Here is a 21,159-nt window from a genome sequence, read left to right on the forward strand (position 1 = left end):
CGTATTTATAAAGTCTAATTTTTATTATGTGTCACTAGTCGAGTATTTCAGTCCTCCTTGCGCGCCACCAAGGTGAGGATGTTGTAGATCGCGACAGGCGTATCTTCCTGATTACGAACCTCCACATCCCAGACCACGACGCCGTTAGGCTGTTCCTCTTCGGAGCGACGGTCTTTCTTGATCTTCTGCTTGCAGGTCAGGCGAACCTGTATCGTGTCACCGATACCCACCGGCTCCACAAAGCGCAGGTTTTCCATGCCGTAGTTGGCCAGAACCGGGCCGGGCGAGGGCTCCACAAACATGCCGGCGGCGGCGGAGATCACGAAGTAGCCGTGGGCCACACGTTTGCCGAACATGGAGTCTTTGGCGGCGATCTCATCAAAGTGGGCGTAGAAGTGATCACCGGACAGACAACCGAAGTTGACGATGTCAGCCTCGGTAACCGTGCGGCGGTGGGTGATCAGCGTCTCACCGATCTGAAGATCTTCAAAGTACTTGCGGAACGGGTGTACCGCGTCGGTGATCTGCTCGGAGCCCGGGTTGAACTCGTTGGTAATCGCTGTCAGCGTGGTCGGATTACCCTGGATCGCGGTGCGCTGCATGTAATGCTTCACGGCGCGCAGGCCCCCCAGCTCCTCGCCACCGCCGGCACGACCGGGGCCACCATGGACCAGTGTCGGCAGTGGAGAACCGTGACCGGTTGACTCCTTGGCGCAGTCCGCATTCAGTACCAGCAGGCGGCCATGATAGGAGGCGCAGCCCAACACCAAATCCCGCGCTTCGCGGTTGTCGCCGGTCACGATAGAGCCGACCAGACTGCCCTTGCCGAGTTTGGCGATGGCGATCGCCTGATCGATATCGTCGTAGGCCATCAGCGTGGAAACCGGACCGAATGCTTCGATACTATGCGGTGCATCTGCTTTCAGCGGCTGATCCGCGTAGAGCAGAGTGGTCGGGAAAAACGCGCCCTTGCTGGCATCGGCTCCGACAACGTCAAATTCTCGCTGGCCGCCGTGGATCAGTTCGCAGCTTTCGCGCAGTTTATCCACCTGGCTCCAGACATCATCCACCTGGTCGCGGCCGACCAGCGGGCCCATGCGGACGCCTTCAACGGAGGGATCACCCAGCGTAGTTTTTGTCAGGCGTGCAGAAAGCGCGTCAGCCACGGCATCGGCGCGATTGCGCGGCACGATGGCGCGGCGGATCGCGGTACATTTCTGACCGGCTTTGACGGTCATCTCCCGCGCGACTTCCTTGATAAAGAGATCGAACTCGGCCGAACCCGGTTCCACCGTTTCACCGAGGATGCTGCAGTTCAGCGAGTCAGCTTCCATGGTGAACGGAATCGAGTTGGCGACGATATTCGGGTGGGTGCGCAGCTTCTGTCCGGTGGAGGCAGAACCCGTAAAGGTGACCACATCCTGCTCGTCGAGCCGGTCCAGCAGATCGCCAACACCGCCGCAGACCAGCTGAATCGCGCCTTCCGGCAGCAGTCTGCTATCGACGATGGCGCGCACCATGGCCTCGGTCAGGTAGGCCGACACCGTCGCCGGTTTAACAATCACCGGCATACCGGCGGCGAGGCTCGGCGCGATCTTCTCCAGCATTCCCCAGCAGGGGAAGTTGAAGGCGTTGATATGAACGGCCACGCCCTCTTTAGGCACCAGAATATGACGGCCGATAAACGAGCCCTTGGCCGACAGGCGCTGGGCGTCGTCTTCCACCAGGAAGGTTTCGTTGGGCAGCTCGCGGCGCACCAGGCTGGAGTAAGTGAACAGAGTACTGATACCGCCTTCGATATCGACCCAGCCATCGGTGCGGGTGGCGCCGGTCCAGGCGGAGATGCGATAGAACTCCTCCTTCTGCGCCATCAGCAGTTTGGCGATCTCTTTCAGTGCATTGGCGCGCTCGTGGAAGGTCATTTTGCGCAGGGCCGGACCGCCTTTCTGGCGTGCATGACGGACCACATCGCCAAAGTCGATGCCGCTACTGCTTACGCTGCAGACCGACTCACCGGTGACGGCATTAAGCACTTCACGACCGCTGTCATTGCCCTCGACCCACTGGCCGCCGACATAGCTCTTGAGTTTCATAACTGAAAACCTCTTGAATCGTTCGCGTTAGTGGTCGTAGTCCAGAACAACCTTATCGGTCACCGGATAGCACTGGCAGGAGAGCACGTAGCCTGCTTCCACCTCGTAATCCTCCAATGCGAAGTTGGCGTCCATCTCCACCTCGCCCTCAACCACCTTGGCGCGGCAGGTGGAGCAGACACCGGCTTTGCAGGAGTAGGGCAGGTCGGCACCGTGGGCGATACCGGCATCGAGAATGTTCTCGGTATCACGGCCCAGCTCGAAGCTCAGTTGACGGCCATCGGCGATGACGGTGACATCACACATCTGCACCTGGCCTTCGGCTTTGGGCGCATGATGTTTGCGCGCTTGGTTGCCGCCGGTGGTGGCGAACAGTTCGAAGTGAATTCGTGAGCGATCCAGGTTATGACCTTCCAGCTCTTCACGCACCGTCTCGATCATGGTCTGGGGGCCGCACAGGAACGCCGCGGTCAGGTTGGGTACATCCAGCCAGTGGTCGAACAGCGCCTTGCACTTCTCGCCATCGATACGACCGTTGTACAGGTCGATATCCTGCTGCTCGCGGGTCATCACGTAGACCAGATTGAGCCGCTCCATGAAGCGGTTCTTCAGGTCTTCGAGCTGCTCGCGCAGGATGGTGCTCGCTGTAGCCCGGTTACCGTAGAACAGGGTGAATTCACTGTTCGGTTCGGTCTCCAGCGTCGTTTTGATGATCGAGTAGATCGGTGTGATACCGCTGCCTGCGGCCACGCCCAGGTACTGACCGGCGCGGTTCGGGTCCAGATCGATATGGAAATGACCGGCCGGTGGCATCGCTTCGATCTGCATGCCCTTACGGACCTGATCGTTCAGATAGTTGGAGAACAGGCCGCCGGAGATCCGTTTGACCGCGATACGCAGTTCTTTATCTGCCGGGGAGGAGCAGATGGAGTAGGAGCGGCGTACTTCCTCGCCATCGATTTCGGAGCGCAGCACCAGATGCTGCCCCTCACGGTAGCGGTAATCGTCCTGCAGTGCTTCCGGTACCGCAAACGCAATGGAGATGGCGTCGCGGGTTTCCTGGCGGACGTCGGTGACTTCCAGGGTGTGAAAACGGCTCATGATCTTCTCTCTTTTCTTGTCTTTATTAGATGCACTTGAAGTAGTCGAACGGCTCAAGACAGCTGTTACAGCGGTACAGCGCCTTGCAGGCGGTTGATCCAAACTCGCTGACTCTTGATGTGTCATGCGATCCGCACTGTGGGCAAGCCACCTCCGGCTCCTCACCCAGCAGGGTCCGTTTGGAGGCGGAACCCACGGGCGGTGCAATACCGAAGGCGCGCAGCTTTTCGCGCCCGGCATCGGTGATCCAGTCGGTGGTCCAGGCCGGAAATAACTGCTGCTCCAGACGTACATCCGCGATGCCTGCCGCGTGCAGCGCCTCTTCGATCGCCTGTTCGATAAACTCGGTGGCCGGGCAGCCGGAGTAGGTCGGTGTTACCTTGACCACCAGCTGCTCGTCCGCCCAGGCCAGGTCGCGCACGATGCCCAGATCGACCACGCTGACCACCGGGACTTCCGGGTCCGCCACCTCTTCCAGCAGCTGCCAGATCTCCTCCAGCGCAGGACGGATACCGGATACACCGCTGCGACCGGCACGGTCGCTGGCGATCAGACGGTCCACACTACTGGTTTCAAAAGCGACCGCATCGGAGCGGCTGTTATCGGATTCCCGGATCATGGTTGCACCTCAAGTGATCAAAGGGTTACCAGCTGGCGCCGGGGAAGGAGCGAGGCAGGAACTGCATCTCTGCCAGCAGATAGCCGAGCTGCTCGGTGTGCATCCCCTGCTTGCTGCCGGTCTGCATAAAGGCATCCATCGGCGGGCAGGCCAGGGTGGCCTCCTCCAGTGTGGTGGTCAGATCGCTCTGCCATTTCTGCTGGAGCGCGTTCAGGTCCGGCGCAATTCCGGCATCGGCCAGCAGACTGTCCACCTCGTCGGCGATGAACATCTCACCGGCGTAGGTCCAGATTTCGTCGATCGCTTCCTGCATCTTGGCGTGGCTCTCCTCGGTGCCATCGCCCAGGCGCTTGATCCAGTTGCCGGAGCGACGCAGGTGATAGGTCACCTCCTTGAGTCCCTTGGCGGCGATTGCCACGATCCGCTCATCGCTGGATTGGCTCAGCGCGCTCAGCAGGTGGTAGTGCCAGAGATCGAACAGGAACTGCCGCGCCATGGTGTCGGCAAAGTTGCCGTTGTCCTGCTCCACCAGCAGCAGATTGCGATAGGCGCGCTCGTCCCGCGTGAAGGCCAGATCGTCGGCACTGCGACCGGCATCTTCCAGCTCAGCCGCGTATTCGAGCCAGGAGCGGGCCTGGCCGATCAGGTCCAGCGCCACGTTGCCGATGGCCATCTCTTCCTCAAGAGCGGGGGCCTTGCCGACCAGTTCGCACAGGCGCTGGGCCAGGACCATGTCGCTGTCGCCCAGGCGCAGCAGGTATTCAAACAGGGCTTGGTTCTGATTCATCGTCAGGCTCCCTTACATGTGGCCCACTTCTTTGGGCAGATCGTAGAAGGTGGCGTGGCGATACACCTTGTCATCGGACGGATCGAACAGCGGTTCCTTTTCGTCCGGCGAGGAGGCGGTGATGGCGGCAGAGGGTACAACCCAGATGCTGACGCCTTCACTGCGGCGGGTGTACAGCTCGCGGGCGTTTTCCAACGCCATGGCCGGATCGGCGGCATGAACGCTGCCAACATGCTTGTGGTTCAGGCCGTGCTTGCTGCGCACGAATACTTCAAAAAGAGTCCAGTCAGACATTGTTCAATTCCTCTTATTATTCAGGCAGCTGCGTTTTTCTGCTTCTGTTTGGCTGCATAGGCGCTGGCGGCTTCACGGACCCAGCTACCCTCTTCGATGGCTTTGCGACGGGTGCGCAGGCGGTCGCGGTTACAGGGACCGTTACCCTTGACCACGTCGTAGAACTCCTTCCAGTCGATCTCGCCGAAGTCGTAATGGCCGCGCTCTTCGTTCCATTTCAGGTCCGGGTCCGGGGCTGTGCAGCCCAGGTATTCCAGCTGGGGAACAGTCTGATCGATAAAACGCTGACGCAGATCGTCGTTGGTCATGCGCTTGATCTTCCACGCCATGGACTGCGCGGTGTTGGGGGAGTCGCTGTCGTGCGGCCCAAACATCATCAGTGCCGGCCACCAGAAGCGGTTGATGGAGTCCTGCACCATCGCCTTCTGCTCTTCATTGCCGTTGCGCATCATGTCCAGCAGGATCTGGTAGCCCTGACGCTGGTGGAAGCTTTCTTCCTTACAGATGCGGATCATGGCACGGGAATACGGGCCGTAAGACGTTCTCTGTAACACAACCTGGTTGACGATGGCGGCGCCGTCCACGAGCCAGCCGATGGTGCCCATGTCAGCCCAGCTCAGCGCCGGGTAGTTGAAGATGCTGGAGTACTTCACCTCACCGCTGTGTAGTTTGGCGACCTCTTCGTCACGGTCGGCACCCAGGGTTTCCATGGCGCTGTACAGGTAGAGGCCGTGGCCGCCTTCATCCTGAATCTTGGCGAGCAGTTGCAGCTTGCGCTTGAAGTTGGGCGCGCGCGTTAGCCAGTTCTTCTCCGGCAGCATGCCGACGATCTCGGAGTGGGCGTGCTGGGAGATCTGACGGATCAGGGTGCGGCGGTAGCCTTCCGGCATCCAGTTTTTCGGTTCGATCTTGATATCGGCGTCGATCTTTTCCTGGAATGCCCGCTCTTCCGGGGACATCTCTTCCAGGGTCTTCAGTCGCTTCGCGCCGGTGTCGACGAGTTGGGCGTACATGGCTGACTCCTGTTGTTATGTATTGCTCTGTCAATGCGCCAGATCAATATTTAGTCATTATATGATACTTAATAGTAAAGTAAATATTATTTTGCGTATCATATCTGGGCGTGCCTTGAACGATCCGGCACGCCCTTGTTTTTGGGTGGATTATTGCGGCGGGCGGTTATCGATAACGTGCTTCGCCTTGCCTTCGGAACGGGGCAGAGAGCCCGGCGCACCGACACGGACCTGGGTGCTGATGCCGATGCTGGACTTGATATGATGCATCAGCTCTTTGGCAACCCGCTGCTCGCCGTCACTGCCGATGCCGGAGGCATCCGGCTTGAGCTCCACCTGCACCTCCATGTGATCCATATGGCCTTTGCGGCTCAGGATCAGCTGGTAGTGTGGTGCCAGCTCGGAGACACGGAGCAGCTGCTCCTCGATCTGGGTCGGGAAGACGTTAACGCCACGGATGATCAGCATGTCGTCGCTGCGGCCGGTGATCTTGTCGATGCGGCGCATGGGGCGGGCCGTGCCGGGCAGCAGGCGGGTCAGGTCGCGGGTGCGGTAGCGGATGATCGGCAGTGCTTCCTTGGAGAGCGACGTGAACACCAGTTCGCCATATTCGCCGTCGGGCAGGACTTCACCGGTAGCCGGATCGATGATCTCCGGGTAGAAGTGGTCTTCCCAGATGGTAGGACCATCCTTTGAATCGATGCACTCCATGCCTACACCCGGGCCCATGACCTCGGAGAGGCCGTAGATATCCATGGCGTCGATCCCCAGGCGCTGTTCCAGCTCCGTACGCATGGTGCCGGTCCAGGGCTCGGCGCCAAACACGCCAAGGCGCAGCTTGAGCTCGTGGGGATCCAGCCCCTGGCGCTCCATCTCGTCGGCGATATTGAGCATGTAGGAGGGGGTCACCATGATCACATCGGGGTTAAAGTCGCGCAGCAGTTGGACCTGCTTTTCGGTCTGTCCGCCCGACATGGGAATCACGGTGCAGCCCAGGCGTTCGGCACCGTAGTGAGCACCCAGGCCACCGGTGAACAGGCCGTAGCCGTAGGCGACATGGACCAGGTCACCGGCATGGGCACCGGCAGCGCGCAGCGATCGAGCGACCACATCGGCCCAGGTGTCGATATCTTTCTGGGTGTAACCCACAACGGTGGGCTTGCCGGTGGTGCCGCTGGAGGCGTGGATACGGACAATCTCCTCCATGGGGACGGCAAACATGTTGAACGGATAATTGTCCCGCAGATCGTTCTTCATGGTGAACGGGAACCTGGCCAGGTCGTCCAGTGATTTCAGGTCACTGGGATGGACGCCGGCTTCATCGAACGCCTTGCGGTAAAAGTCCACGTTATTGTAGGCGTGGGCCAGGCTCCAGCGCATGCGCTGGAGCTGAGTGTTACGGAGCTCGTCGATGCTTGCGGTTTCGATCGGGTCGAGCAGGTTTTTGGAATGAGTCGCAGTGGCGGTTGCTGTGCTGTTCATTGGTACTCTTCCTGTTACTTATTCTTATTTATCGCGGAGCCCCTGTTGGCGGGGCTGCTAGCCGTGATCAAGCCGTCAGAGACGCTCGATCACCATGGCGATGCCCTGGCCTACACCGATACACATGGTACACAAAGCATAGCGGCCCTGGCGGTTTTCCAGTTCATTCAAAGCGGTGGTCACCAAGCGAGCACCGCTGGCACCCAGCGGATGGCCCAGTGAGATGGCACCGCCATTGGGGTTTACGTGCTCGGCATCATCCGGCAGGCCCAGGTCGCGCATCACGGCCAGTCCCTGAGCGGCAAAGGCTTCGTTCAGCTCGATCACATCCATCTGCTCCAGGCTCAGACCGGTCTGGGCCAGCACCTTGCGAACGGCCGGTGCCGGGCCAAAGCCCATGATGCGCGGCGGAACACCGGCGGTGGCCATGCCGACCACGCGCGCGCGGGCTTTAAGTCCGTAACGCTCGGCGGTTTCCTGGTTGCTCAGCAGTAGGGCGCAGGCACCGTCGTTAACGCCGGATGCATTACCGGCAGTGACGCTGCCGTTTTCACGGAACGGGGTCGGCAGTTTTGCCAGCGCTTCCAGTGTGGTGGATGGGCGAGGGTGTTCGTCGGTATCCACAACCACGGGATCGCCCTTACGTTGTGGGATGGTGACCGGGGTGATCTCCTGCTTGAAACGGCCTTTTTCCAGCGCGGCACCGGTGCGCTGCTGGCTGCGCAGGGCAAAGGCATCCTGGTCGGCACGGGAGATATTGAAGTCGGCGGCCACGTTCTCGGCGGTTTCCGGCATGGAATCGATGCCAAACTCGGCTTTCATCTGCTTGTTGACGAAACGCCAGCCGATGGTGGTGTCGAAAATTTCGGCTTTGCGGCTGAACGGCGTCTCGGCCTTGCCCATCACGAAGGGCGCACGAGACATGGACTCCACGCCACCGGCCAGCATCAGACCGGTTTCACCGGATTTGATGGCACGAGCGGCGATGCCGATGGCATCCATACCCGAGCCACACAGGCGGTTGACGGTGGTACCCGGAACCTCCGTAGAAAGGCCCGCCAGCAGTGCCGACATCCGCGCCACGTTGCGGTTATCCTCACCGGCCTGGTTGGCGCAACCGTAGATGATGTCATCCACCTTGGACCAGTCCAGCCCTGGGTTACGCTCCATCAGGGCCTTAAGGGGAATCGCGCCCAGGTCGTCCGCCCGCACGGGGGCCAGAGCTCCACCGTAGCGGCCGAACGGTGTGCGGATCGCATCAATAATCAGCGCATCGTTCATTGGTTGTTCTCCTGTGTTGAACTCTCGCCGGAGCCGTCCTGTTCAATGAGGATTCCCCGCGTCTGGTAGGACTTGCCGCGGAACAGGGCGACGAGTTGGCCTTTCTGGTTTTCGATCCGGATGTCGTAAACACCGGTACGCCCGCCGCGGGACTCTTCTTTTGCAGTGGCGGTGAGCAGGTCACCCAGCTTGCCGGGGGCGACATAGTCGATGGTGCAGCCCTGGGCCACGGTGATGGCGTTATAGGTGTTGCAGGCATAGGCGAACGCCGAGTCTGCAAGGGTAAAGATGTAGCCGCCGTGGCAGCTGTCGTGACCCTGGATCATCGGTTCGGTGACGGTCATGGTCAGCGTCGCTTCACCGGGCGCCACGCGCTCAATCTTGATCGGTAGCGAGCGTACAGCAGTGTCGCGGCTGTACATGGCGTCAGCACACGCTTCCGCCAGCTGCTGCGGGCTCAGGTTCGAGATCTGTTCAGTCATGGAAACGCTCTCCGGCGAAGACTTTCTGGCGCAGCAGGCGGGAGGGGCGATAGCGCTCCTCGCCATAGCTTTGCTGCAGGTTAATCAGGGTTTTATGAATTGCATCCAGGCCGACCGTCTCGGCCCAGGCCAGCGGGCCGCGGGGATAATTAACACCGAACAGCATGGCGCGGTCGGCATCACCTGCGTTGCAGACACTCTGCATCACCGCGTCGGAGGCTTCGTTGGCGAGCATGGCGACGGTACGCATAACCGCCAGGCCCGGGACATCGTCGAGGCGAGTCAGGGCGATACCGGACTGGTCGAACAGCGCCGTTACCGTGGCCAGCTCATCAGCGCTCACCCGTTGATCGTGGGCGATGGCCAGGCGGGTGCACTGGCTGTAGTCCACGGCCAGGTCCAGCAGTACCAGACGGTCGATGCCATCCTGGCTTGCCCGTTCGGTGGCCATGCGGCCATCGGTCAACGCCAGTGTGCAGCTGCCCACGCGCATCAAGCCGCGCCCTTCACGCTCAACCACCTGAGTACCGTTACCGCGCAGGCGTTCAACCAAGGCACCCAGCACACCCAGGTCACCTTCCACGGTGATGGTGGCAGGTGCGCTGGCGTTGTCGTCATCCAATGTGGCGGGGGCTGTCTTCTCGGCACCTTCGCGATAATCGTAGAAACCCTGGCCCGATTTGCGTCCCAGACGACCGGCTTCCACCAGTGCCTGTTGTGTCAGGGAGGGTAGAAAACGGGTGTCGCCGTAGTAGGCGTTAAACACCGAGCAGGTCACGGCATAGTTCACGTCATGTCCGATCAGGTCCATCAGCTCGAACGGCCCCATGCGAAAGCCACCGGCTTCGCGCATCAGCGCATCGACAGTGGCGTGATCGGCGGCACCCTCTTCAAGCAGGCGTAAGCCTTCCGCATAGAAGGGGCGGGCCAGGCGGTTGACGATAAAGCCGGGAGTCGACTTGGCGTGCACCGCTTTCTTACCCCAGTCGGTGGCGAGCTGGTGCAGGGTACGAGCGACCTGTGGATCGGTTTCCAGACCCGAAACCACCTCGACCAGCTTCATGATCGGTGCCGGGTTGAAAAAGTGCAGGCCGGCCAGGTTTTCGGGGCGCTTCAGTGCGGCACCAATCGAGGTGATGGAGATCGAAGAGGTATTAGAGGCAAGCAGGGTATCCGGCTTACAGATCGATTCCAGCTGGGTAAACAGGCTGCGCTTGATCTCCAGGCTTTCAACAATTGCCTCGATAACCAGGTCCGCATCGGCCAGTTCGTCCAGTTCATTCACCGGGCGCATGCGCGCGATAATCCCGTCGCGGGTCTCGGCATCGATCTTGCCCCGGCTCACCAGCTTCTCCAGCCCTTTGGCGGTGTTGGTGATACCCTTTTCGGCAGCGCCTTCGGCATTGTCATAGACCAGTACCGTATGGCCGGCGGTGGCTGCCACCTGGGCAATACCGGCACCCATGGCACCGGCACCGATGACGGCGATCACGGACTGGGTGTCAAATGTTTTCATCAACGCCTCCCTTACTGGCCGGTGAAGTTGGGCTTGCGCTTTTCCATGAACGCGGCGACACCTTCGCGGTAGTCGTCCGTGCGGCCGGCCAGGCGCTGGAGATCGCGCTCCAGATCGAGCTGTTCATCCAGCGTATTGGTGGTGCTGGCGTTCAGGGCACGTTTAATCAGCGCCAGGCCGCGGGTGGGCTGAGTGGCCAGGTTGCGGGCGCAGCTCAGCGCTTCATCCATCAGTTGGTCGTCATCGACACAGGACCAGATCATGCCCCATTGGGCGGCCTGCTCGGCGCTGATCTTGTCCCCCAGCATGGAAAGCGCCATGGCGCGTGCGTGACCGACCAGTCGGGGCAGGTTCCAGGTGCCACCGGAATCCGGTACCAGGCCGATCTTGCAGAAAGCCTGAATGAAGCTGGCGGAGCGGGCAGCAAATACGATGTCACAGGCCAGGGCGATATTGGCGCCGGCACCGGCGGCCACGCCGTTGACGGCGCAGATCACCGGCAGCGGCAGGTCTCGCAGGGTGCGGATCATAGGGTTGTAGAACTTCTCGATGGAGGCGCCCAGGTCCGGCATTTCGGCATCGGCGGCCACATTGCGGTCGGACAGGTCCTGGCCTGCGCAGAAGCCGCGGCCATTGCCGGTGATCAGCAGACAGCGCACGCTGCCATCTTTACGCACCTGTTTCAGCGCTTCACGCATTTCGGCGTGCATCTCGGCATTGAAACTGTTGAGGCTGTTGGGGCGATTCAGGGTCAGGATGGCAACACCTTCATCGACCCGATATTCAATGTGCTCGAAAGCCATGACTGGCAGCTCCTTCAATGTACGCGGATAAGACAGGGATCTGTCGGAAGCAAAAGGGGATCAGCGCCCCTTGTACTCCGGACGGCGTTTCTCGATGAATGCGCGAATACCCTCGTTACGATCCTCGGTGGCTGCCAGCATTGTGAACGCTTTGCGCTCATAGCTGAGGCCCGCTGCGAGGTGCGTTTCCTGAGAGCGCAGCAACACATCTTTGGCCTGCTGGACCGCCAGCGGCGCCTGTTTGGCGATCTGGTCAGCGACCTGCAGGGCGCGTTCAAGGGTGAGTTCGGGTTCGGTCAGCTCGGAAACCAGGCCGGCGTCGCAGGCGCGTTCAGCGCTGATCGGCTCACCGGTGAGGACCATTTGGGTCGCCAGGGACTTGCCGACTGCGCGGATCAGTCGCTGGGTACCGCCGGCACCGGGAATAATGCCCAGCTTGATCTCCGGTTGTCCGAAGCGGGCATCGCGTCCGGCGATGACAATGTCGGCATGCATCACGAGCTCACAACCACCACCCAGGGCAAAGCCGTTAACGGCCGCAACAATCGGTTTGGGAAAGGCGGCGATACGGCTCCAGCGCTGCGGACGCGGATCGCTCATGACCCCGACCATGTCCAGGTCGGCCATTTCGCGAATATCGGCACCGGCGGCGAAGGCACGGCTGTCACCGCTGATGACAACAGCGCGCACGGCATCATCCGTGGCGGCGGCATCAAGAGTGTCGGCCAGTTCGCCCAGCAGCGCCGTATTGAGGGCATTCAGCGCCTCGGGGCGATGTAACTGGATACGCAAGACGCCGTTGGGGAGCGTCTCGGTCAGAAGATAGTTCAGCATAGTTATCACTTAATTATTGTTGTTCTGTCTTTCTTCGGGTGATCCTCCGTATCGGGCTCAGCGCACGGCTGTGCCTACTACGGGGTCGGCCTCATTATTGATCTAAAGCTTAGCGCCTAATGTGATACATGAAAATACTAAAATTGATAAAATTTGTGTCTTAATGTTTGGTTTTTTATATCCATTGATCTCTTTGAAAGCGGTGTGTGAAGATGTTTTTAGCCCGGTGCAGGTACGATTTAAGTGCGTTTAAGTTGCTATAAGTCATTGTTTTATAGTAATTAATGGGGATCGGGTACGCGGATTTGGTCAGGCGATCATTGCGTGTCCGGAAAGAGGGCGTTGGCGGGATCTTTGTTTGTGACACTTATTATTTCTTTGACATTAAAAAAGTGTGTTACTAGCATCGCAGCTACAAAAACAACAATTGATCGTTCGCTCACCGGCTCTAGCGGGTGGCCGATCGGATAAGGAGAACCGTTCTATGTCTGATGCCTCCGTGTTCTACGCACGACATCGGGAAACCCTCGCCAAGGCGGTTGAGGCCTCACGAAGCCGTGAATTCTGGACCCCATACCCCGAAGTCCCGAGTGGGCGGATCTATGGCGAAACGGCCAATGCCGACGGACGCGCCGCGTTTGATGCCCGCCTGAACAACGCTTTTGATCTGGAGCTGCCGCAATCGGCTGGTGAGGTCGGGGAGGAGCGGTCCCCCTATGGGTTCGAGCTGGGAGTTCGTTATCCAAGCCCCGATACGGATGCCTTGATCTCACACATGCAGCAGGCGATGAACGCCTGGCGTGATGCCGGTCCTGATATTCGGGCCGGGGTCTGTCTCGAGATTCTGGAGCGTCTTAACAAGCGCAGCTTCGAGATCGGTTACGCCACCATGCATACCACCGGTCAGGGGTTTGCCATGGCGTTCCAGGCCGGTGGGCCTCATGCTCAGGATCGCGGTCTTGAAGCGGTCGCGCTGGCATGGGAGCAGATGACGCGTGTTGCGTCGACGGCCCGCTGGATCAAGCCCCAGGGTAAACATCCGGCGCTGGCACAGCAGAAGAAGTTCACCGTGGTGCCCCGTGGGATTGCTTTGGTGGTGGCCTGTTCCACCTTCCCGACCTGGAATACCTACCCGGGCCTGTTTGCCAGCCTGGTGACCGGTAACCCCACCATTATCAAACCCCATGCCGGGTCTGTGCTGCCGGTGGCGATTACCGTTGAAGTGGCGCAGCAGGTGTTGCGTGAAGCCGGTTTCGATCCCTGCCTGGTCGCCATGGCCCCGGATAGCGCCGCCGAGCCGGTTACCAAAAATCTGGCCCAGCATCCCGCCGTCAAACTGATCGATTTCACCGGTTCCACCGAGTTCGGCAACTGGTTGGAACGCAACTGCCCGCAAGCGCAGGTATTTACCGAAAAAGCGGGTGTTAACACACTGATCATCGACAGCACCGATAACCTCAAAGCGGTGGTCCGTAACCTGTCGTTTTCACTGAGCCTCTATTCCGGCCAGATGTGTACCACACCCCAGAACATCTACATCCCGCGGAATGGTATCGATACCGATCAGGGCCACCTGAGCTTCGATGACGTCGCCCAGGCCCTGGCCGAGGGTGTGACCAAGTTTCTCGCCAAGCCGGATGTGGCCGTGAACGTACTGGGCGGTTTACAGAGCCCGGCCACCGCAGAACGCATAAGGCAGAGCGCTGAACTCGGTAAGGTGGTTCTGGAAAGCGTCCCGGTTGAACATCCCGATTTTCCCGACGCGCGTATGTGCACACCGCTGATGATCAGCGTGGATGCCAGCGAGCGCGAGGTATACGGCGAGGAACGGTTCGGCCCCATCAGCTTCCTGGTGGCCACCGACAGCACTGATCACAGTATCCAGATCGCTCGCGAGGTGATTGGCGAGAAGGGCGCCATTACGCTGGGTGTTTACTCCACCTCGGATGCAGTGCTTGAACAGGCCGAGGCGTTGGCGCTGGATGTGAAGGTGGCACTTTCCTGCAACCTCACCGGCGGTATTTTCGTCAACCAGTCAGCCGCGTTCAGTGACTTCCACGCCACTGGCGGCAACCCGGCCGCCAACGCCTGTCTGACCGATCCTGCGTTTGTCAGCAGCCGTTTTGTGATGGTGCAGAGCCGTCACGATGTCGCCCCACCGGAACAGGAGTAAAACAATGCCCGTTTATAGTCTGGAAGGGGTGATCCCGGTTATCGACCCGACCGCCTTTGTTCATCCCACCGCCGTTCTGATCGGCGATGTGATTGTCGGCCCTGACTGCTACGTGGGTCCGAATGCGTGCCTGCGGGGCGACTTCGGCCGTCTGGTCATGAAGCGCGGTTCCAATATCCAGGATAACTGTGTCATGCATGGCTTCCCCGAGAACGAAACCGTGATCGAAGAAGATGGCCATATCGGTCACGGTGCGATTCTGCACGGCTGCCACGTGGGCCGTAACGCCATGGTCGGTATGAACGCCGTGGTGATGGATGGTGCCCGGATCGGGGAGGCGTCTATCGTGGCGGCCAATGCCTTCGTTAAAGCGGGTTTTGAGTGTCCGCCACGCTCGCTGCTGATGGGCTCTCCGGCGGAGGTCAAACGGGAGCTGCGTGACGATGAAATCGCCTGGAAGGGCGAGGGCACGGCGGAGTACCAGCGTCTGACCAAGCGTTGTCTGGATAGCCTGGAGCTGTGCGAGCCTCTGGCTGAGATCGACGCCGACCGGCCAAAGCTCAATCTGATCGAGATAAAACCGAAATATACCTCGTAAGAAGCGATTACACGCTGTTACAAACGCTTACATGCGGCGCGAACTTGGTTTACAGCACGTATGTAGCATAAGGGCCGTCAAGCAGTGACTTAGTTGTAGGTCCGTCATTACCCCTGGCATCAGTCTTGATGTGTTAAGGAGCCCTCAGTGGCTCCTTTTTTTATCGTCGCCGGGTTATTCCTTAAAGCCGCTGACCGCCTTGTTGGCGAGCTCCACAAACAGCGCCTGCTCCTGCGCACTCAGCCCCGGTAGTATTTCCGCCTGCAACGCCTCCACAACCGGGGAGATCTGATCGAAAACCCGGGAACCCTCTTCCGTGAGGCTCACTTCCCGCGCGCGCCGATCCCGCTTGGAAACCGTGCGGTTGATATAGCCTTTCTGCTCCAGACGATCGATAACCCCCCCAATGGTTGCCCGGTCGTAGCCAATCTCGGCCGCTACGCTGGCCTGATCGATGCCGGGGGCGCGGGCGATGGCATCCATGGCTGCATACTGCACCGGCGTCAGGTCGATGCCCGTTTGTTGCATATGCAGGGTGAATACGTGGGTCGAATTCTGGTGTAGGCGCCGGATCAGGTGGCCGGGTTTATGGTGTAAATCCATGTCACGATCTCGAAAAATTGATCTGGATCAATAAAACAGTACAGCTTAGGTTGTCTAAATAGTAAGTGTACTTATTTTTGTTGACGTCAACCAATAAGTATACGTACTATCGAAAAGGTAAGTGTAGTTACTATTTTGTGCCCAACGCTTGTACAGACAACAAAAACGCGAGGAATGACGACGATGCAGTACTATGTGGATGGTTTTCGCGGTGGTGATCCGGATCGTAAAAATGCAACTTCAAAGCGCCGTGATCGTGCCGAGTTTGCACCCCTGCCGGAGACCGTAGACGTATTGATCGCAGGCTGCGGCCCCACCGGCCTGTGCCTGGCGGCCCAGCTTTCACAGTATCCTGAAATCGAAACCATGATCGTGGACCCCACCCCGGGCCCTATCGAGAAGGGCAAGGCGGACGGCATCAACACCCGCACCATGGAGATGTTCCAGGCGTTCGGTTTCGCCGATCAGGTCAAGCGCGAGAGCTACTGGGTTAACCAGACCAACTTCTGGATGCCAAACCCGGAGAAGCCGGAACACATTCAGCGCATCGGCCGGGTCCAGGACGTGGCGGATGACTCCTCCGAGATGCCCCACATCCTGATCAACCAGGCGCGGGTCCACGAGTTCTTCCTCGAGTTCATGCGTAACTCCCCCACCCGACTGGAGCCGGACTACAACTGGGCGATCCGCGATCTTGAGGTGGATACCACCACCGATGAGTATCCGGTGACCGTCACGCTGGAGAACTTCGGCGTCAACAAGGGTGAAACCAAGATTGTGCGTGCCAACTACGTGGTTGGCGCAGACGGTGCGCGCTCTAACGTGCGTAAAGCGATTGGTGGTGAACTGCACGGCGACGCCGCGCACCAGGCCTGGGGTGTTATGGATATCCTGGCCAACACCGATTTCCCGGATATCCGTCAGAAGTGTCTGATCACCTCCGCCCATGAAGGTAACGTGCTGGTACTGCCGCGTGAGGGTGGCTACCTGTTCCGCATGTATGTGGAGCTGGATAAGCTGAACCCGGATGAGCGTGTCGCCAACCGTAACTTCACCATCGATGATCTGATCAATGGTGCCAACCGCATCATGCAGCCTTACAGCATCGATGTGAAAGAGGTAGCCTGGTGGTCCATCTACGAGATCGGTCACCGCATGACCGACAAGTTTGACGATGTGCCCCCGGGTGAACAGGCAACCCGTAACCCGCGTGTTTTCACCGCCGGTGATGCCTGCCACACCCACAGCCCGAAAGCCGGGCAGGGCATGAACGTTTCCATGCAGGATACCTTTAACCTGGGCTGGAAACTGGCGCACGTCCTTCAGGGCCGCGCCGATGCAAGCCTGCTACACAGCTACTCCGCCGAGCGCTGGGCCGAAGCCAAGCGTCTGGTCGATACCGACCACGAATGGGCCCGTATCATGTCCGCGCCGGCCGGTGAGTCCACCATGGATAACGGTGACGAGCCGCGCTTTGTACGTCAGTTCAAAGAGAACCTGGAGTTCACCGGTGGCCTGGCAGTTAAGTACGGCGAGTCTGCCCTGATCGGCCCTGCCACCAACCAGGCGCTGGCCAAGGGGCAGGAGATCGGTCGTCGCTTCCATTCCGCGCCGGTAGTCCGCGTATCCGACGCCAAGCAGATGCAACTGGGCCACGCCGCTGAAGCGGATGGCGCATGGCGCATCTACGCCTTCGCCGGTAAAAACGACAGCTCCGCGCCGGGCTCTGCCATCCACAAACTGGCTGACTGGCTGGAAACCAACCCCAGCTCACCGGTGGTGAAGTTCACCGGCAAGGATGAAGATATCGATACGCTGATCGACCTGCGTGCGGTATTCCAGCAGACCTTCGACCAGCTCGCCTACGAGCAGATGCCCTCACTGCTGTGCCCGAAAAAAGGCAAGCTGGGCCTGCAGGATCACGAGAAAGTGTTCTGTGTCGATCACAAGGGCGTGGGTGATATCTACGACATGCGCGGCATCGACCGTGAGCAGGGCTGCATGATCCTGGTTCGTCCCGACCAGTACGTAGCGCATATCCTGCCGCTGGATGCCTACCAGGAACTCGCTTCCTTCTTTGACGGCATCTACCAGCCGGCAGCGAAGTGATAGTGCAGTAGCTTCCGGGCCGGTATGGCTTGGGTGTAAGAAGAGCGTTAAAGGAGCCGGGGTGACCTGGCTCCTTTTTTGTCTTTTGTCAGGGATTCGTTTCGCCGGACAGCCCTTCCCGAGCCAAATCGGCCAACCGTCTAATTTCGCTCAGCTCCCCTTCAAGATCCTCGAAAGCGAAGGGGTTCAGGAACTGTCGCCCTCGGAACAGGTTCCGATCCACCTCTGAAAGTTCTGCTTCATCGCACACCGCCTGCCATTGCTGGCCGATCACCAGTATCTGATGCATCACCTTTGCAATCGCTTCAGACGGAGTGAGTTGAAAATGCTCAGCCACAGTCAGGCAGTTTGATATCTGACTTAACTGACTCGGCCCATTAATCCGCATCGCCTGGGATGCCTCGCCACCGGTGCGTCCTTGCGGGCAGATGTCGTAGGCTGGCGTGAGCGTCAGTTGACGACCGTCCCAGAACGCCGCATGGTTGCGGGCATGATCATCGGTGTTGCCACACAGGATATTGAAAACAATCCGGCCAAACAGCTCATGCAGGGACTCTCTCGGCGTTGTGAAACGGTGACGGATTAAATCAGCAAGCTCCTGATATGACGCGTACCGTGCCATCATCTCGTTGAGCTCAAACATCGTCAGCGCGGACACCATCAAACGACGAGTCCAGCCTCCGGGGGTATAGTCCCTGTCAAAGCGTTCAACCAGAAGGACATCCTTATTACCGGATTTTACCATGGACACAGGAGCCACACTCAGCCCACACAGGCTCGCCAGGCGCATCGCAATGAATTCCGCTTTCACCACACTGTAGGTGTCGGTACTGGAGGAGAACTTGGCGATGTACTTTACCCCTTTCTCTTCAATAGGGGCCTTTGGGCGAGCCCCCCCTAAGGAGGTACCGTGATTAAACGCCTGGTCCAATTCGGGGGCGATCGGCAACCCCTTTTCAACCCGTTCGGCAACCGTAAGTAACTCTTCAAGGCTGGCGGACTGCATCTGACGGGGCACATACTCTGTCGGGGATGCCTGGTAATCCAGCGCCCCTATCCGGTCAGACCCCGAGTTAATCAGAAACTGGAGTTCTCCGATCTTTTGATCGTCACGCCCCCCTTTCCCGAAGAGTTTGTTCAGGATGACCCGACGCCCCCAGGCATCAGGGGAGGCATCGCGCAGGCAGCTCGCCATCTCAAGGCCCGGAAGGGGTTCGAGGAGGCCTTGAACAAGCGGGAGTTCAGGCTCATAAAGGGAGATGGCATTGTCCCGCTCAAGATAAGAGCGACCGTAGTTGAACATCAATCGATCAGCATCCTGAGTAATCAAGCCGGCCACAACGGGATCGGTTTCTCCCGGTAGCCAAACCCACACATAGGCCTCATGGGGTGTTGTGCTTTCAGAAGTCATCCTTCACCGCCTTGCGGGTTTTGTTTATTGCCCTTTTGATTGATGGAGTTTTGAAGGCATCCCGGGAAGTGGCATAGCCCCCTGATGACTGCTCGTACCTGCTGGCCAGAGGAGAGAGCCCCACCAGAAGTGCCACTTCCAGAACAAGGCCAATCTCGACCCGAGGATCCCCCTGCTCGATGCGATAGAGGGTTTTACGCCCAATACCGGCCCGCTCAGACAGCTCTTCAGTCGTCATCTGTCGCTGCTTACGGGCGGATTGAATCTCGTACCCGAGCTGCTGGATTATCAGACGGGTGGTATTCGAGTAGTTACGGATGCGAGAGGTTGCCATACATCACCATTCGAGTCATACGTGACTCATATCGCCGGATTTGTGTCATACACGACCCATTTTAGTAGCGCTGGTACTAAAATCAAGAAATGGGTCATATGTAACCCATTTCGGTCAAATTGAGTTATATATGACACGTGACGATCTGAATCGCCCCAAGGCTTGCATCATTTTTGCCCCCCCCCCCTCAGTGGAGGGTGTGCAGAGCAGGTGCACGTGGTTGGTCATTAAGACCCAAGCATGAGTGGGCTTGGCTTCGCCGGATGGCGAGTCAAGGGACTTGTGCGGACAAGTCCCTTAACAATCCCAAACCGCCCCTCAGTTTGACCCGCTTCGCGGGTTTCCCTGTGCTTCTCTTTCAGTCTGCGATGCTCGGCTGCACTGAAGGGGATAGGGCTGCACGTATTCTTGACTGACGACAGTGAGTGGATGTTTTTAGCAGGCTCGGGGGTGGTTTATGAGCTCCTTTATATCAAGGCATGAGCAACCCGATAAGTTCCAGAATATAAATAGCTTTTCGTGAAATATTTGTTAGTGTCATTAACAATCTGTGCTAAAAACAAGTGCTTTTAAAATTATTACCAGAGACTTTCTATGAGCAAAGCGAGCATCCGCTTCGAGTTCCTGCTTCTGATGGCGACGATGATGTGCTTAACGGCACTGTTTGTTGATTCGATGTTGCCTGCATTGCATCAGATTGGGCAGGAGCTGGATGCGTTGGATAACAACCGTTACCAAATGGTTCTTACCTCGCTGATGGTTGGTCTTGGGGTTGGGCAGCTGTTTTATGGGCCGATAGCCGATGCTTTTGGGCGCAAGCCTACAGTTTATCTAGGCTTGGCCTTGATGCTGGTCGGTACCATGATCAGTACCTCCGCACAAAGCTTCGAGATGATGTTAGTCGGACGTGTGCTCCAGGGAGTGGGGGCGGCGGGGCCACGAGTCATGGTAGTCACGATTATACGTGACCGGTTTTCCGGTGCTGAAATGGCGCGAGTGCTGTCTTTGGTAATGACCATATTTATTTTCAGCCCAGTTGTTGCACCATTAGTTGGCCAGGTGGTGCTTCTATTCGCTGGATGGCGCGCCATTTTTGGATTGCTGGGTGTCATCTGCCTGGCGCTGCTGGTCTGGTTTGCAATACGTCAGCCGGAAACGCTAAAGACTGATAATCAACGCCCCCTCTCATTAAAACCGGTGATGCTGGGGATGAAGGAGGTCATTTCACATCGCGTAGCCTTGGTTTATATCCTGGTTGCTGGATTATCTCACTCTTCGATCATAGTGTAGTGGTCAACTAATCCCGGACACGGTTTTAAGTTTTTCTTCCGCCGCCAGTGGACTGATGCCGCCATTGGCACGATGTGGCCGCTGGCGGTTGTAGTAATCCATCAGGTACCGACCAATATCCATTTTGGCGACCAGTAGCGAGGAGTAACCGGTTTCTGGCACCCATTCCGTTTTCAGGCTGCGGAACAGCCTCTCCATCGGCGAGTTGTCCCAGCAATTTCCACGACGGCTCATGCTTTGCTCCATGCGGTAGCGCCAAAGCCGTTGGCGGAACTTCAGGCTCGTGTACTGACATCCTTGATCGGAATGGAACAGGATGCCTTCAGGCTGCCCTCG

At 58.6% G+C, this 21,159-nt stretch carries 20 protein-coding genes; 4 read left to right on the forward strand and 16 right to left on the reverse strand.

Going from position 1 to position 21,159, the window contains the following annotated elements; genetic code table 11:
* Positions 1-47 precede the first annotated feature (47 nt).
* From paaZ to paaF, 12 genes are all read right to left on the reverse strand, one after another.
* Entirely contained in the window at positions 48-2,093 is a 2,046-nt protein-coding gene (gene paaZ, locus G403_RS0118385) for a phenylacetic acid degradation bifunctional protein PaaZ (protein ID WP_027855281.1), read from the reverse strand.
* A 27-nt stretch (positions 2,094-2,120) separates the two neighbouring features.
* Complete coding sequence (paaE, locus tag G403_RS0118390; protein WP_027855282.1) at positions 2,121-3,194, reverse strand: 1,2-phenylacetyl-CoA epoxidase subunit PaaE; 1,074 nt, start codon at positions 3,192-3,194, stop codon at positions 2,121-2,123.
* Between the two features lie 25 nt (positions 3,195-3,219).
* Positions 3,220-3,813, reverse strand: a complete 594-nt coding sequence (gene paaD, locus G403_RS0118395; protein ID WP_051299266.1) for a 1,2-phenylacetyl-CoA epoxidase subunit PaaD — start codon at positions 3,811-3,813, stop codon at positions 3,220-3,222.
* Positions 3,814-3,838: 25 nt separating this feature from the next.
* Positions 3,839-4,600, reverse strand: coding sequence for a 1,2-phenylacetyl-CoA epoxidase subunit PaaC (gene paaC, locus G403_RS0118400; RefSeq protein ID WP_027855284.1), 762 nt, complete (start codon positions 4,598-4,600; stop codon positions 3,839-3,841).
* Between the two features lie 12 nt (positions 4,601-4,612).
* A complete protein-coding gene (gene paaB / locus G403_RS0118405; RefSeq protein ID WP_027855285.1) occupies positions 4,613-4,894 on the reverse strand; it encodes a 1,2-phenylacetyl-CoA epoxidase subunit PaaB in 282 nt (93 codons plus the stop codon).
* A 20-nt stretch (positions 4,895-4,914) separates the two neighbouring features.
* Complete coding sequence (paaA, locus tag G403_RS0118410) at positions 4,915-5,907, reverse strand: 1,2-phenylacetyl-CoA epoxidase subunit PaaA (RefSeq protein ID WP_027855286.1); 993 nt, start codon at positions 5,905-5,907, stop codon at positions 4,915-4,917.
* A gap of 150 nt (positions 5,908-6,057) precedes the next feature.
* Positions 6,058-7,389 carry a phenylacetate--CoA ligase PaaK gene (gene paaK / locus G403_RS0118415; protein WP_051299268.1) on the reverse strand — a complete coding sequence of 444 codons (1,332 nt, stop codon included), beginning with the start codon at positions 7,387-7,389 and terminating at the stop codon, positions 6,058-6,060.
* Between the two features lie 75 nt (positions 7,390-7,464).
* A complete protein-coding gene (gene pcaF, locus G403_RS0118420; protein WP_027855288.1) occupies positions 7,465-8,670 on the reverse strand; it encodes a 3-oxoadipyl-CoA thiolase in 1,206 nt (401 codons plus the stop codon).
* Positions 8,667-9,152, reverse strand: coding sequence for a hydroxyphenylacetyl-CoA thioesterase PaaI (gene paaI / locus G403_RS0118425; RefSeq protein WP_027855289.1), 486 nt, complete (start codon positions 9,150-9,152; stop codon positions 8,667-8,669). Before paaI ends, pcaF begins: the two co-directional genes overlap by 4 nt.
* On the reverse strand, positions 9,145-10,668 hold the full coding sequence (paaH, locus tag G403_RS0118430) for a 3-hydroxyacyl-CoA dehydrogenase PaaH (protein WP_027855290.1): 1,524 nt from the start codon (positions 10,666-10,668) through the stop codon (positions 9,145-9,147). The genes paaI and paaH overlap by 8 nt, the downstream gene beginning before the upstream one ends.
* An 11-nt stretch (positions 10,669-10,679) precedes the next feature.
* Complete coding sequence (gene paaG / locus G403_RS0118435) at positions 10,680-11,471, reverse strand: 2-(1,2-epoxy-1,2-dihydrophenyl)acetyl-CoA isomerase PaaG (protein ID WP_027855291.1); 792 nt, start codon at positions 11,469-11,471, stop codon at positions 10,680-10,682.
* 60 nt (positions 11,472-11,531) lie between these two features.
* A complete protein-coding gene (paaF, locus tag G403_RS0118440) occupies positions 11,532-12,305 on the reverse strand; it encodes a 2,3-dehydroadipyl-CoA hydratase PaaF (RefSeq protein WP_051299270.1) in 774 nt (257 codons plus the stop codon).
* 484 nt (positions 12,306-12,789) lie between these two features.
* On the opposite strand from paaF, the gene paaN reads away from it, so the two are divergent.
* On the forward strand, positions 12,790-14,478 hold the full coding sequence (paaN, locus tag G403_RS0118445; RefSeq protein WP_027855293.1) for a phenylacetic acid degradation protein PaaN: 1,689 nt from the start codon (positions 12,790-12,792) through the stop codon (positions 14,476-14,478).
* 4 nt (positions 14,479-14,482) lie between these two features.
* Positions 14,483-15,076, forward strand: a complete 594-nt coding sequence (gene paaY / locus G403_RS0118450; protein ID WP_027855294.1) for a phenylacetic acid degradation protein PaaY — start codon at positions 14,483-14,485, stop codon at positions 15,074-15,076.
* A 174-nt stretch (positions 15,077-15,250) separates the two neighbouring features.
* On the opposite strand, the gene G403_RS0118455 is transcribed toward paaY, so the two are convergent.
* Positions 15,251-15,679: a MarR family winged helix-turn-helix transcriptional regulator gene (locus tag G403_RS0118455; RefSeq protein WP_027855295.1), complete on the reverse strand. Its 429-nt coding sequence runs from the start codon at positions 15,677-15,679 to the stop codon at positions 15,251-15,253.
* A 183-nt stretch (positions 15,680-15,862) separates the two neighbouring features.
* Between G403_RS0118455 and G403_RS0118460 the strand changes: the two genes are divergently transcribed.
* Positions 15,863-17,788 carry an FAD-dependent monooxygenase gene (locus tag G403_RS0118460; protein WP_027855296.1) on the forward strand — a complete coding sequence of 642 codons (1,926 nt, stop codon included), beginning with the start codon at positions 15,863-15,865 and terminating at the stop codon, positions 17,786-17,788.
* A gap of 88 nt (positions 17,789-17,876) precedes the next feature.
* Here the strand turns inward: G403_RS0118460 and G403_RS0118465 are convergent, their stop codons facing one another.
* Positions 17,877-19,199 carry a type II toxin-antitoxin system HipA family toxin gene (locus G403_RS0118465; RefSeq protein WP_027855297.1) on the reverse strand — a complete coding sequence of 441 codons (1,323 nt, stop codon included), beginning with the start codon at positions 19,197-19,199 and terminating at the stop codon, positions 17,877-17,879.
* Positions 19,189-19,533 (reverse strand): helix-turn-helix domain-containing protein, encoded by a 345-nt coding sequence (locus G403_RS0118470; protein WP_027855298.1) that lies wholly within the window; start codon positions 19,531-19,533, stop codon positions 19,189-19,191. The genes G403_RS0118465 and G403_RS0118470 overlap by 11 nt, the downstream gene beginning before the upstream one ends.
* A 594-nt stretch (positions 19,534-20,127) precedes the next feature.
* On the opposite strand from G403_RS0118470, the gene G403_RS23910 reads away from it, so the two are divergent.
* Positions 20,128-20,823 (forward strand): MFS transporter, encoded by a 696-nt coding sequence (locus G403_RS23910; RefSeq protein ID WP_051299272.1) that lies wholly within the window; start codon positions 20,128-20,130, stop codon positions 20,821-20,823.
* Positions 20,824-20,826: 3 nt separating this feature from the next.
* Here the strand turns inward: G403_RS23910 and G403_RS23915 are convergent.
* A partial coding sequence (locus G403_RS23915) for an integrase core domain-containing protein (RefSeq protein WP_027855299.1) occupies positions 20,827-21,159 on the reverse strand: 333 nt, incomplete at its 5' end.

This window comes from Marinobacterium litorale DSM 23545, assembly GCF_000428985.1.
GTDB lineage: Bacteria > Pseudomonadota > Gammaproteobacteria > Pseudomonadales > Balneatricaceae > Marinobacterium_D > Marinobacterium_D litorale.